The sequence below is a fragment of the Microbacterium candidum genome, assembly GCF_030315975.1.
GTDB classification, from domain to species: Bacteria; Actinomycetota; Actinomycetes; order Actinomycetales; family Microbacteriaceae; genus Microbacterium; species Microbacterium candidum.
This window is the reverse complement of the sequence record NZ_JASXSZ010000005.1, coordinates 14,816-26,746: the sequence shown is the minus strand read 5'-3', so window position 1 is coordinate 26,746 and position 11,931 is coordinate 14,816. Positions and strand designations below refer to the sequence as shown.

The 11,931-nt window shown below is 70.4% G+C and carries 11 protein-coding genes; 5 read left to right on the top strand and 6 right to left on the bottom strand.

What is annotated here, in order from left to right; genetic code table 11:
* Window positions 1-193: 193 nt before the first annotated feature.
* Both QSV35_RS14850 and QSV35_RS14845 read right to left on the bottom strand, forming a co-directional pair.
* Window positions 194-2,170 carry a hypothetical protein gene (locus QSV35_RS14850; RefSeq protein ID WP_286289585.1) on the bottom strand — a complete coding sequence of 659 codons (1,977 nt, stop codon included), beginning with the start codon at window positions 2,168-2,170 and terminating at the stop codon, window positions 194-196.
* Between the two features lie 53 nt (window positions 2,171-2,223).
* The gene (locus QSV35_RS14845; protein WP_286289584.1) at window positions 2,224-2,499 is read right to left on the bottom strand and encodes a metal-sensitive transcriptional regulator; all 276 of its coding nucleotides are present in this window, start codon (window positions 2,497-2,499) and stop codon (window positions 2,224-2,226) included.
* A gap of 54 nt (window positions 2,500-2,553) precedes the next feature.
* Between QSV35_RS14845 and QSV35_RS14840 the strand changes: the two genes are divergently transcribed.
* From QSV35_RS14840 to QSV35_RS14820, 5 genes are all read left to right on the top strand, one after another.
* Window positions 2,554-3,834 (top strand): DUF445 domain-containing protein, encoded by a 1,281-nt coding sequence (locus QSV35_RS14840; RefSeq protein WP_286289583.1) that lies wholly within the window; start codon window positions 2,554-2,556, stop codon window positions 3,832-3,834.
* A gap of 20 nt (window positions 3,835-3,854) precedes the next feature.
* The gene (locus QSV35_RS14835; RefSeq protein WP_286289582.1) at window positions 3,855-4,205 is read left to right on the top strand and encodes a gamma-glutamylcyclotransferase family protein; all 351 of its coding nucleotides are present in this window, start codon (window positions 3,855-3,857) and stop codon (window positions 4,203-4,205) included.
* On the top strand, window positions 4,202-4,693 hold the full coding sequence (locus tag QSV35_RS14830; RefSeq protein WP_286289581.1) for a SixA phosphatase family protein: 492 nt from the start codon (window positions 4,202-4,204) through the stop codon (window positions 4,691-4,693). Before QSV35_RS14835 ends, QSV35_RS14830 begins: the two co-directional genes overlap by 4 nt.
* A 45-nt stretch (window positions 4,694-4,738) precedes the next feature.
* Window positions 4,739-5,260 carry a VOC family protein gene (locus QSV35_RS14825; protein WP_286289580.1) on the top strand — a complete coding sequence of 174 codons (522 nt, stop codon included), beginning with the start codon at window positions 4,739-4,741 and terminating at the stop codon, window positions 5,258-5,260.
* 553 nt (window positions 5,261-5,813) lie between these two features.
* Window positions 5,814-6,497: a GNAT family N-acetyltransferase gene (locus tag QSV35_RS14820; RefSeq protein ID WP_286289579.1), complete on the top strand. Its 684-nt coding sequence runs from the start codon at window positions 5,814-5,816 to the stop codon at window positions 6,495-6,497.
* A 97-nt stretch (window positions 6,498-6,594) separates the two neighbouring features.
* Here QSV35_RS14820 and hutI read toward each other — a convergent pair whose 3' ends face one another.
* Genes hutI through hutU form a run of 4 tightly spaced genes read right to left on the bottom strand, consistent with a single transcriptional unit; the run spans window position 6,595 to window position 11,912 of the window.
* Window positions 6,595-7,770 carry an imidazolonepropionase gene (gene hutI, locus QSV35_RS14815; protein WP_286289578.1) on the bottom strand — a complete coding sequence of 392 codons (1,176 nt, stop codon included), beginning with the start codon at window positions 7,768-7,770 and terminating at the stop codon, window positions 6,595-6,597.
* A 5-nt stretch (window positions 7,771-7,775) separates the two neighbouring features.
* Complete coding sequence (locus QSV35_RS14810; RefSeq protein WP_286289577.1) at window positions 7,776-9,014, bottom strand: formimidoylglutamate deiminase; 1,239 nt, start codon at window positions 9,012-9,014, stop codon at window positions 7,776-7,778.
* Window positions 9,011-10,195: an allantoate amidohydrolase gene (locus tag QSV35_RS14805; RefSeq protein WP_286289576.1), complete on the bottom strand. Its 1,185-nt coding sequence runs from the start codon at window positions 10,193-10,195 to the stop codon at window positions 9,011-9,013. The genes QSV35_RS14810 and QSV35_RS14805 overlap by 4 nt, the downstream gene beginning before the upstream one ends.
* A gap of 37 nt (window positions 10,196-10,232) precedes the next feature.
* Window positions 10,233-11,912: a urocanate hydratase gene (hutU, locus tag QSV35_RS14800; protein WP_286289575.1), complete on the bottom strand. Its 1,680-nt coding sequence runs from the start codon at window positions 11,910-11,912 to the stop codon at window positions 10,233-10,235.
* Between the last annotated feature and the right edge of the window lie 19 nt (window positions 11,913-11,931).

The following is an 11,931-nucleotide window of genomic DNA, read 5'->3' as shown; positions in this document are numbered from 1 at the left end:
CACGTCCCCAAAGACTCGGTCGCAGAACCTGATCGTCCCGGCCCTGACCCGGAACGATTCATGAACTTAGACCTGTGGGGAATCCGCCCGCAAGGGGACTTACGTCCTCACCCCCGGCACACCGCCGCGAACGCACGATCGGAAGCGCACGGCAACATGCCGCTCGCGGAATATTGCCGTGTTTCCGCGGGATTCAGGGGCGCGACTCGTGCCGGCGGTACACGACGAAGGCGCCGGCTCCGATCGCGATGAGCCCGACCACGACGCCCACGATCAGTCGCGGATCGAGGTACCACGGCGTGGCGCCTACGAGCCGCACATCAGAGGCATAGGTGTCCGCGATGGTCGTGCCCGCACCCGAGGCGGCGTTGACCTGGTCGAGGTACGCCTCGAGGGCGACCTGCGGAGCCTCGTGCGTCGGAACGCCGTCGGCGACGCCCATCCGGAAGTAGACCGTCAGCTCGCTGTGCGGCTCGAGGGTCAGCCCGTCACCCGGGTCGACGATGCCGAACACCGCACCGCCGTCCTTCGTCGATCCGGTGAGGTCCACCGGCACGAACGGGCCGCCGGGGCCGGTCGTCGAGGCCGTGAGCCGCAGGTCCGCGCTGTCGACCGCGACCGTCGCCTTGTCGGCGGGGAACACGTCCAACTCCACCTGCGCGCTGTGGATGGTCTCCTTGGTGGGGTTCGTGAACGTCGTCGTGAACGACTTCTCGAACCCGCCCGGTTCGAGCGTCGCCGGGAACGTGTCGGTCGCCTGGGGGGCGGTCTCGGCCGCCTTCCCCTGATAGACACGGCTGATCGAGGAGTGCCCGCCCTTGGCTTCGAGAGCGACGAGGGCGCAGGTGACCGTGCCCGAGCTGCCGGTGTAGGTCGTGGTGGCGTTCCCCTGCGCATCGGTCATCGCGGATGCGTCGCCGAACTGGCCGCAGCTGCCGTCGCCGGACACCGCGTAAGTGGAGAACGACACCCGATCCCCCTCGACGGCGTCGCCGGCGCGGTTGATCACGGTGACGCTGACGTCGACCGGCTCGTTCCCGTGACTCGTCATGTTCGGGGTCACGTCCGAGAAGACCTGCGCGATGTCCTCCGGGGACTTCGACGGGTCGGCCGACGCCTGCTGCGCGCTCTGGGCGCACCCGAATCCCGGGCCGTACTTCTTGAACGCGGCGTTGCTGAACTCGGTCTGGGTGTAGTACTTGTGGCCGTTGATGACCTGGTTGTACTCGGTCGTGAACGGGTTCGCCGGGTCGGTCGAGCCGAGAGCCGTTCCGTAGTCCTCAGCGCAGATGTCGCCGATCTCGTGCGCCGTGGCGTCCAGCCACGCCGGGGTGTCACCGTTCGGATCCGTCATCGCCTCGACGAGCTCGTGGCTGAGGGTGCTGATCCCGCCGTCCAGCGCGAGGCTCCCGTTCGGGCTCTGGCCGCCGTCGCAGTTCGCCTCCTCGAACGGCTCGTTGCCGTAGACGATCTCCTGTGACGCATCCCCGAACATCCGGTGGTAGCCGCAATAGCTCGAATTGGACGTCGTGCCGTCGCGATCCTGCGTCTGCACCCCGGGCGGGAAGAACACCGGATAGAACTCGCCCATGCCGGTCGGAAGACCCTGATCCTTGATGAACTGGGCGAGCTCGGTGCGCAGCTGATCGTCGGTGATGCAGATCGGCGTCGCGGCGGAATCCGACGTGCACCCGGTGTCCGGGAACGCCGTGGTGTCCGTCAGCGGCGTCCCCGCCGTGATGTTGTAGGTGAGCGCCGTCTTCGCCCCGCTGGACTCGTCGTAGTACTCGTTTGCCACGGAGTAGACGTTGTCGTTATGTCCGCTGGCTGCGGCGACATCCGTGACGTACTGGTTGATCCCGTCGACGTAGCCGGCGGGGAAGGGCTCCGCACCATCCGGCTGCCAGAAGATCGGGATCACCTCGATGGTCTGCGTATCCATCGTCGGGCCGCCCTGGTAGTCCAGCGGCGGCTGGCATCCGTCGCAGTAGTGGCCGTCGTGCGGGTCGAAGATGCTCTTCTCTCCGGACGCCTCGCTGGATGCCGACGCGCCCGCGGCGGCAGGCGCGGACCATGCGGCCACTCCGGCGAGCGAGCCGACGACGGCCAGGGCGATGACGACAGCAGATGCCGCAGAGACTCCCAGGCGGCGCGACGATGGTCTCTTCACGAGAGAATTCTCGTGTGACGGCCTGCCCGGCGTCTTCATCCAGATTTGATGATTTACGAGCGGCTTTCGAAGTCGAACGCCTTCAGCAGCTCGGCGACGGCCTTCTCCCTCTGGTCGCCGCCCATCTCGAACATATGGGATACATGCGTGCGCAGGTGGTTCTCGAGCAGGAGCTTGTTGAGCGAGTCGAGCGCCTTCTGGATCGCACGGGACTGCCCGATCATGTCCATGCAGTAGTCCTCGTTCTCGATCATCCGGGCGAGCCCGCGCACCTGGCCCTCGATGATCGCGGTGCGGTGCAGGGCGCGCTTCTTGATGTCTTCGATCACGGGGAAAGGGTACCCCGCAGCGCCCTCGGCAGGACCGCGTGGCAGGATGACGACATGGCGCGCACCCCGACGGCACTCCTGAGCCCCGCCGACCAGGAGAGGCTGCGCGGCCTGCGGGTCATGAAGGGCATCGCCCTCAGCGCGCTGATCCTCCTCTCGATCGTGTTCGTCATCGCCTTCGCGCTGCAGGACCGCTTCCCCGCGCTCGCCTACGTCCGCGCCGCCGCAGAGGGCGGCATGGTCGGCGCCCTCGCCGACTGGTTCGCGGTCACGGCTCTGTTCCGGCATCCGCTCGGCATCCCCATCCCGCACACGGCGATCATCCCGACGCGCAAGGACGAGATCGGCCGCACGCTCGGGGAGTTCGTCGAGACCAACTTCCTGTCCGGCGACGTCGTGCGCGCGAAGCTCGAGGCGACCTCTGTCGCGCGGCGTCTCGGCGAATGGCTCCAAGTGCCCGGGCACGCGGAGCGGGTGGGGTCCGAGGCCTCCGCTGCCGCCGCCGGCATCCTGCGCGCGCTCAGCGACGAGGACGTGCAGGAGGTCCTGGCCGGGCTCGCACGCGAGCATCTCATCGTGCCGGAGTGGGGACCGCCCGCGGGCGAGTGGCTCGAACACGTGGTGGATGCCGGGGCCCACCACGGCGCCGTCGACCTCGCGATCGACTCGATCACGACGTGGCTCGAGGGGAACAAGGCATCGTTCGACGGCCTCGTCTCCCGTCGCCTGCCGTCCTGGGTGCCGTCGGTCGCGCACCGGTTCGTCGACGACACCGTCTACAAGGAGGCGCTGACCTTCGCGCACGCGGTCCAGGCCGATCCGCAGCATCCCGCCCGCCACGCCATCGATGGGTACCTCGCCCGCCTCGCGAACAATCTGCAGCACGACCCTGCGACGATCGGCCGCGTGGAGGACGCGAAGCTCGCGGTCTTCGACTCACCGCGCGTGCGCGAACTCGCCGCGCAGGCGTGGAACGCCGCGAAGACCGGGCTCCTCGCGTCGCTCGCCGATCCGGACAGCGCCCTGCGCCGCCGTGCGGCGGAGGCGATCGCGGAGGTCGGCGGCCGGCTGGCGACGGATGCGGCGCTCCAGCACCGTGTCGATGGGTGGGTCTCCGACACCGCCGTCGTGCTCGTCGACCGCTACCGCCACGACATCGCCTCGATCATCACCGACACCGTCGAGCGCTGGGATCCGGCGGAGACGACCGAGAAGATCGAGCTCATGGTCGGCCGCGACCTGCAGTACATCCGCCTCAACGGCACGATCGTCGGAGCGATCGCCGGGCTGCTGATCTTCACGATCGCACAGGCCGTCCTGGGCGTGTCGGGGTGAGCGGGGCGTAGCCTGGCGGCGTGACCGACGCCTCTGTCGACCAGCTCCTCTTCTCCTACGGAACTCTTCAGCAGCCCGATGTCCAGCTGGACACGTTCGGGCGCATCGTGGCGGGCGAGCCCGACTGGCTCCCCGGCTACACCGTGACGTACGCCGACATCGACGACCGCCGCGTCGTGGATCTGTCCGGAGCGTCCCGGCATCCCATCGTCCGCCCCACCGGCAATCGCCTCGACCGTGTCTCGGGGATGGTCCTCCACGTGACCGAGGAAGAGGTGGAGGCCGCCGACGAATACGAGGTGGCGCTCTACCGGCGGGAAGCCATCGTCCTCGCGAGCGGACGCACGGCCTGGGTGTACGTGTCATCATGATCCGGCTCGCTCTCGTCCGTCACGCGAAGTCCGACTGGGGCGACCCCGGGCTCGCGGACCATGACCGGCCCCTCAACGCGCGCGGCAGGCGCGATGCGCCCGTGATGGCGGCGCGGCTCGCGGTGTCGGGTTTCGTCCCCGATGCCATCGTCTCGTCGACGGCCGTGCGCGCACGCGCCACCGCTCAGGCGTTCTCCGATGAATTCGGGGTCCCGGTCTCCCTCGAGCGGCGTCTGTACGCGGCTCCCGGCACAGCGCTCCTTCGCGCGGCTGTCGAGTCCGGTGGCGCCGGTGCGGCATCCGTCGTGCTCGTCGCCCACAATCCGGGCATCACGGAGCTGGCGTACGCCCTGTCGCAGGAGCGGATCACGCACATGCCGACGTGCGCCGTGGCGACCTTCGCGTGGGAGCTCCACGCGGACGCGCATGGCTGGCATGCGATCGACGCCGTCGAGCCCGTCGAGTGGAAGCTCGACGTCGCGCGATGAGCCCGGGCTTGACCCTCCCGTTACGTCAGGGTCGATGCTGGGCGCATGAGCGAGTACTACAACGCCTTCGAGATCAGCCCGGTCCCTGTTCCCGGTCCGGATGCGGTCGCCCCTGAGCCCTTCCACGGCATCTACGGGATGCCCGCGTTCGTGACGATCCCGTCCGGCGACCTGGACGCGTCGGTGGAGTTCTGGACCCGCGGGATGGGGTTCTTCGAGCTCTTCCGCATCCCCGGGCGGCTGGTCCACCTGCGGCGGTGGGCCTTCCAGGACGTCCTGCTGACGTCGGCCCCCGGCGTTCCCGATGAGGCCCCTGCGGTCTCCTTCAGTTTCGCGTGCGTGCTGAACGAGGTCGACGGCTTGGCGAAGGCTTGCCGCGCGATGGATACGTCGGTCACCGGTCCGCGGGACACCCCGTGGAACACGCGTGACGTGGAGGTCATCACGCCCGAGCGCGCGCGCATCGTCTTCACCGCCGCGAAGCCGTTCGATCCGGCGACGGCGGAGGCGCAGAACCTCGCGGCTGTAGGTATCACGGCGCCGGACGGGGATGTCTACCAAGCCTGACTCCCCGGCCGGACTCCGTGCGGGCCCCGCAACCGACTCAGTGACCGACTCCATGTGAGCCTCCGTGGACTACTCCACGTCCGACTCCGCACCTGACGTCTGTGGAGACCGATCCTGATCGACAGCGTCGTCGTTCCGCACCGTTGCCCAGTGGCGAGCGTCGGGCGCCCTTCAGCACCCCCGTTCCGGTCACGCCGGTGACGCCCGGCGGCTGTGCAAGACATATCTCGATTCTTTGGGCACCTCACCCCGAGACGCGCGAGCGCGTGTTCGAACGTGGGATCGACGTCTGCTCCTAAGGCGGCCCGGCGTCGTCGCGGTCGGAACACCTGCGTTTCGACTCGCTTCGCTCGCTCAACGACCCGGACCGGAACACCTGCGTTTCGTCTCGCTGCGCTCGCTCAACGACCCGCACGAGGGCCACCGCGCAATGGACGACATCATCGCGGGCCTCGGCACGGCCCCGAAGAGCCTGCTTCACGACACGGCCCGTGCTCGCGAAATGCTGACCGGTGCGGTCGAAGCATTCGTAGCAATCCCATAGCATCGGGGGATGCCCGCATCCATCGTCGAAGAATTCTGGCGCACCCAGTTCGCCACCGAGCCGTACCGCGGCGGCGGATTCGCCCTAACCGCGAACCCGACCCTCGAGGAGGATCGCCGCGCGATGCTGCTCGTCGCCGCCGACGGGACGGAGACCGCTGTCGTCTCCCCCGCCCTCGCAGGCGTGACCGCGACGGATGCGGCGTCCTTCCGCGCAGCGTCCGCCGAAGCCGGAGCACGCCTCCACGACCCCGACCTCGTCCACTACCTCGCCGCGGACGACCGGATCGGCGAAGAAACCGGCCACGACATCCGCCTCCTCACCTCAGCAGACGAGGATGCCTTCGCCGCGTTCGAAGCCGGCGCGAGCGAGCAGGACCTCGACGACGCGTACGTCGAACTCGACCACTGGGCCGTCGTCGGCGCGTTCGACGGCGACGAACTCGTCTGTGCTGCGAGCGCGTACCCCTGGGACGACACGCAGCTCGCCGACCTCGGCGTGCTCACCCTCGAGTCGCACCGCGGCCGCGGGATCGCCCGCCGGGTCGTCCGCGCGCTTGCCGGCGAGATCATCGCCCGCGGCTACGAGCCGCAGTATCGCTGCCAGGTGGACAACGCGGCATCCATCGCCCTCGCGCGACGCGCGGGCTTCGAGGTCTACGGGACGTGGGAGCCCGTCTCCCCCGACCAGTAGCGGGACGGATGGCGAGAGGAACCACGGCCGGCGAGAAGATCCGATGGATTTCTCTCGCCAACCGTACGATCTCTCGCCATCCGTGCGCGAGACCCGGTCAGGCGACCGCGACCCCGTCCTTGTAGACCGCGGAGATGATCGGCACACCCGGCCGGTACGCGAGATGCACGCGCGTCGGCGCGTCGAGGAGCACGAGGTCGGCCCGCATCCCCGGCGCGATCGCGCCGATGTCGTCGCGGCGCAGCGCCTTCGCGCCGCCCGCCGTCGCGGCCCACACGGCCTCGGCGGTCGTCATGTGCATCTCGCGGACGGCGAGGGCGACCATGAGCGGCATCGAGCTCGTGAAGCACGAACCGGGGTTGCAGTCGCTCGCGATCGCGACCGTGACGCCGGCGTCGAGGAGGCGGCGGGCGTCGGGGTACGGCGAACGCGTCGAGTACTCGACCCCGGGCAGGAGCGTGGCCACCGTCGACGAGCCCGCCAGCGCAAGAACGTCGGAATCCGACAGGTAGGTGCAGTGGTCGACGGATGCCGCGCCCATCTCGACGGCGACCTGGACGCCCTCGCCCGGCCCGAGCTGATTGCCGTGCATGCGCGGGATGAGGCCGTGCGCCATTCCCGCGGCGAGGATGCGACGCGACTCGTCCGGCGTGAACGCACCACGCTCGCAGAACACGTCGATGTACTTCGCGTGCGGGGCCACCGCGTCGAGCATGGGACCGGTGACGAGGTCCACGTAGTCGTCGCGCGCATCGGCGTACTCGGCCGGGACGACGTGCGCTCCGAGGAACGTGACCTCGGGCGTGACCTCCGATGCGATCCGCGCGGCGCGCGTCTCGTCGTGCACGGTGAGCCCGTACCCGGTCTTCACCTCGAGGGTCGTCGAGCCCTGGCGGGCGCACTCGGCGACGAGCTCCCGCAGGTGACGACGCAGCTCGTCGTCGGAGGCCGCGCGGGTCGCCGCGACCGTGCGGCGGATGCCGCCGGCGGCGTACGGGACGCCGGTCATCCGCGCCTCGAACTCGTCGGCGCGGTCGCCCGCGAACACGAGGTGCGCGTGGCTGTCGACGAAGCCCGGGATGACGGCGCGGCCACGCGCGTCGACGACCTCGGTCCCCGAGCCTGTCGAGGGGTCGGACGGCGCCTCCCCCGCCGGACCCACCCACACGATCCGGTCGCCCTGGATGAGGATGGCGGCATCCGTCATCGTCCCGTACGGGTCATCGCCGGTCGGGACGTTCGTCGTCAGCTCGCCGATGTTCGTGATCAGCATCCCGCTCACCTCTCCGGGCGCGTCACGCGCCCCGCCACAATGGTCGCCGTCACGTCGCCCGATCGGGCGACGAGCGGCAGCTGCTCCAACGCCGCACCGACGACGCGCGGGGAGCCGAGGTCGAGCTCGACGGCGTCGAACGGCATGCCGACGGCGAATCCCTCGGTCTCCGAGCCCGCGCGCCACAGCTGCGCAGGCGAGAAGATCCCACGACGCTGCAGCCGGAGCCGCTGGTCGAGCTCGAGCCGCGCAACCTCTTCCCACGGGTCGATGACGGCGTTCTGGTCCGACCCGATCGTGAGCCGCGCACCGGCGGTGAGGAGCTCGGGTGCCGGTCCGATGCCGTCGCCGAGGTCGGCCTCCGTCGTCGGGCACATGACGATCGTCGCCCCGGCATCACCGAGCAGACGGATGTCGTCATCCGTCAGATGCGTCGCGTGCACGGCCGACAGCCGGGAGGTCACGAGACCATGCTGTGCCAGGAGCCCCGTCGGGGTCAGTCCGTACGCGGCGAGGCACGCCTCGTTCTCGGCGGGCTGCTCGGAGACGTGCACGTGGAGCGGCACATCGGCCGGGAGCCCGGCCGCGACCGCTGCGAGGTCATCCGGCTCGACCGCGCGCACGGAGTGCACCGCGGCACCGAGCGCCACGAGCGGGAAGCGCGAGAGAGCCTCACGCAGCCCGAACCAGCGGGACAGCCAGCCGGGCACGTCGCCGTCGCCGAACCGCGTCTGCTCGGGCAGGAGCGGCGAGCCCACTCCCCCGCGCAGATACAGGGTGTCGAGCAGCAGCAGGCGGATGCCGACGGCAGTCGCCGCCTCCGCGAGCGCGATCTCCATGTCGTGGGCGGGGTACGGCGAGCCGTCCAGCCGGTGATGCACGTAGTGGAACTCGCGCACCTCGGTGTACCCGGCATCCCGCATCTCGGTGAAGACACGCGTCGCGAGCTCGCGATAGCCGTCCGGGGTCAGCGCGGCGGCCGACTCGTACATGCGCGTCCGCCACTGCCAGAAGTCGCCGCCGTCGTCGTGCGTGCGACCACGCAGGAGGCGATGGAAGGCGTGCGAGTGCGCGTTGACGAATCCGGGAACGACGGCGGACAGCCGCAGATCGCCGGGCTGCGGCGAGGCGTTGACATCGAGGGCCGCGATGACTCCGCCGTCGATCTCGAGGCGGACGCCGTCCGCGAAGCGCACGCCGACCTCGGAGGCGACGAGGGCCGCGCCGCAGTGGAAGGAGGTCACGATGCCAACTCTCGCAGGACATCGGCGAGCGCCGCTGCCCCTGCCTCGCAGTCTTCGTCGCGCGCGCCCTCGCCGGGAGCGTGGGACACGCCCGTCGGGTTGCGCACGAAGATCATCGCGCTCGGCACGTGCGGGGCGAGGATGCCGGCATCGTGGCCGGCACCGGTCGGAATGGCTGGGACTCCCCCGAGCACGCCGGCGATGCGATCGGTCAGAGTCTCGTCGAACGTGACGATCGGCGAGAACGACTCCTCGACGACGGTGAGCGTGCAGCCCTCCGCGGTCACGAGCATCTCGGCCCGCGCGAGCGTGTCGGCGAGCTGCGCCCGCACGTCGTCGTCTGCGGCGGCGCGGATGTCGAGCCACGCCTCCGCGCGGGAGGCGATGACGTTCGTCCCATTCGGGGTGACGGCGACGCGACCGATCGTGGCCCGGGCGCCGGGACCGGCGGCGACCGCCGTGTCGCGCACCGCGAGGATCACCTCGGCGAGGGCGACGACCGGGTCGTGGCGGCCGACCATCGGGGTCGTGCCCGCGTGGTTGCCCTCGCCGTCCACGGTGAGACGCCAACGGCCGTGCGGGATGATCGCGGACGCGACGGCCAGCGGCATCTCCCGGTGCTCGAGGTCGACGCCCTGCTCGACGTGCAGCTCGACGAACGCGGTGAGCTCCGCGACGCGTGACGGATCTGCCCCGACGGTCGCGGGGTCGAGCCCCGCGCCGCGCCACGCCTCCTCGAGCGTGACGCCGTCGCGGTCCGCGCGGGCGAGCACTACGGCCGGGTCGGATGCGCCGACCATGAGCCGCGAGCCGAAGCACGGGAGGCCGAACCGGCTCCCCTCCTCCTCGCCGAAGGCGACGACGACGATCGGGCGCACCGGCTCGAAACCGGATGCCTGCAGCTGAGCGACGGCCTCCAGGGCCGACGCCACGCCGAGGGGGCCGTCGTACGCGCCGCCGCCCGGAACCGAGTCGAGGTGGCTGCCGGTGGCGATCGCGCCCGCAGCACGCGGTCCCCACCAGGCCCACAGGTTGCCGTTGCCGTCCTGCTCGACCTCGAGTCCGAGAGCGGCCGCCGACGAACGGAACCAGGCGCGCAGGGCCAGGTCCGCGTCATCCAGGAGGTGACGCGAGTACCCGCCCCGCACCGGGTCGCGCCCGATGTCGGCGATCTCAGCCATTCTGGTCGCGACGCCAGGGCGCGCCGGGAACGTCACGTCAGGCGTCCAGCATCGGGACCTTGAGGCCCCGCTCGCGGGCGACGTCCTTCGCGTGGTCGTAGCCGGCGTCGACGTGACGCATGACGCCCGTGCCGGGGTCGTTCGTCAGCACGCGCTCGAGCTTCTCCGCCGCGAGGGCCGAGCCGTCGGCGACGGTGACCTGGCCGGCGTGGATCGAACGGCCGATGCCGACGCCGCCGCCGTGGTGGATCGACACCCAGGATGCGCCGGACGCGGTGTTCAGCAGGGCGTTCAGGAGCGGCCAGTCGGCGATCGCGTCCGAGCCGTCCTTCATGGCCTCGGTCTCGCGGTACGGGGAGGCGACCGAGCCCGAGTCGAGGTGGTCGCGACCGATCACGATCGGCGCGGAAAGCTCGCCCGAGGCGACCATCTCGTTGAACTTCAGGCCCGCGAGGTGACGCTCTTTGTAGCCGAGCCAGCAGATGCGTGCAGGCAGGCCCTCGAAGTGCACCTTCTCGCCGGCCTTCTCGAGCCAGCGGTGCAGCGCCGCGTCCTCGGGGAAGAGCTCCGCGATGGCACGGTCGGTCTTGTAGATGTCCTGCGGGTCGCCCGACAGCGCCGCCCAGCGGAACGGGCCGCGGCCCTCTTCGAACTGCGGGCGGATGTAGGCCGGGACGAAGCCCGGGAACTCGAAGGCCCGGTCGAACCCGCCGAGCTTCGCCTCCGCGCGGATCGAGTTGCCGTAGTCGAAGACGGCGGCGCCGGCATCCTGGAACGCGACCATCGCGGCCACCTGCGCGGCCATGGACTCGCGGGCCTTCTCGGTGAAGCCCTCCGGGTCGGCGGCGGCCGCGGACTTCCAGTCCTCGAAGGCGATGCCGATCGGCAGGTACGCGAGCGGGTCGTGGGCACTCGTCTGGTCGGTGACGATGTCGATCGGCACGCCGCGGCGGAAGAGCTCCGGGAAGACCTCGGCCGCGTTGCCGACGATGCCGACGGACAGGGCCTCGCCCGCCTCCTTGGCCGCGACGGCACGCGCGATCGCCTCGTCGAGGTCGGTGTAGTACACGTCGAGGTAGCCGTGGTCGACGCGGCGCGACAGGCGCGACTCGTCGACGTCGACGATGAGGCACGCGCCGTCGTTCAGCGTGACGGCGAGCGGCTGCGCGCCGCCCATGCCGCCGGCACCGCCGGTGAGGCTCAGCGTCCCGCGAAGCGACTCCTTGCCGAGCGAACGCGCGACAGCGGCGAACGTCTCGTACGTGCCCTGCAGGATGCCCTGCGAGCCGATGTAGATCCACGAGCCCGCGGTCATCTGGCCGTACATCATGAGGCCCTCGGCCTCGAGCTTGCGGAACTCGGGCCACGTCGCCCAGTCGCCGACGAGGTTCGAGTTCGCGATGAGGACGCGCGGCGCCCACTCGTGCGTGCGGAACACGCCGACCGGCTTGCCGGACTGCACGAGCAGCGTCTCGTCGGGCTCGAGCTCGTCGAGCGTGCGGACGATCGCGTCGTACGCCTCCCAGCTGCGCGCGGCGCGGCCGGTGCCGCCGTAGACGACGAGGTCCTCGGGGTGCTCGGCGACCTCGGGGTCGAGGTTGTTCATGAGCATGCGCTTGGCGGCTTCGGCGCCCCAGCTCTTCGCGGTGCGCTCGTTGCCGCGCGTGGCGCGGATCGTACGGGTCTGCTCGGTCGTCGAGCCTGTCGAGACGGTCATGTCGTTCACTCCTTCGGAA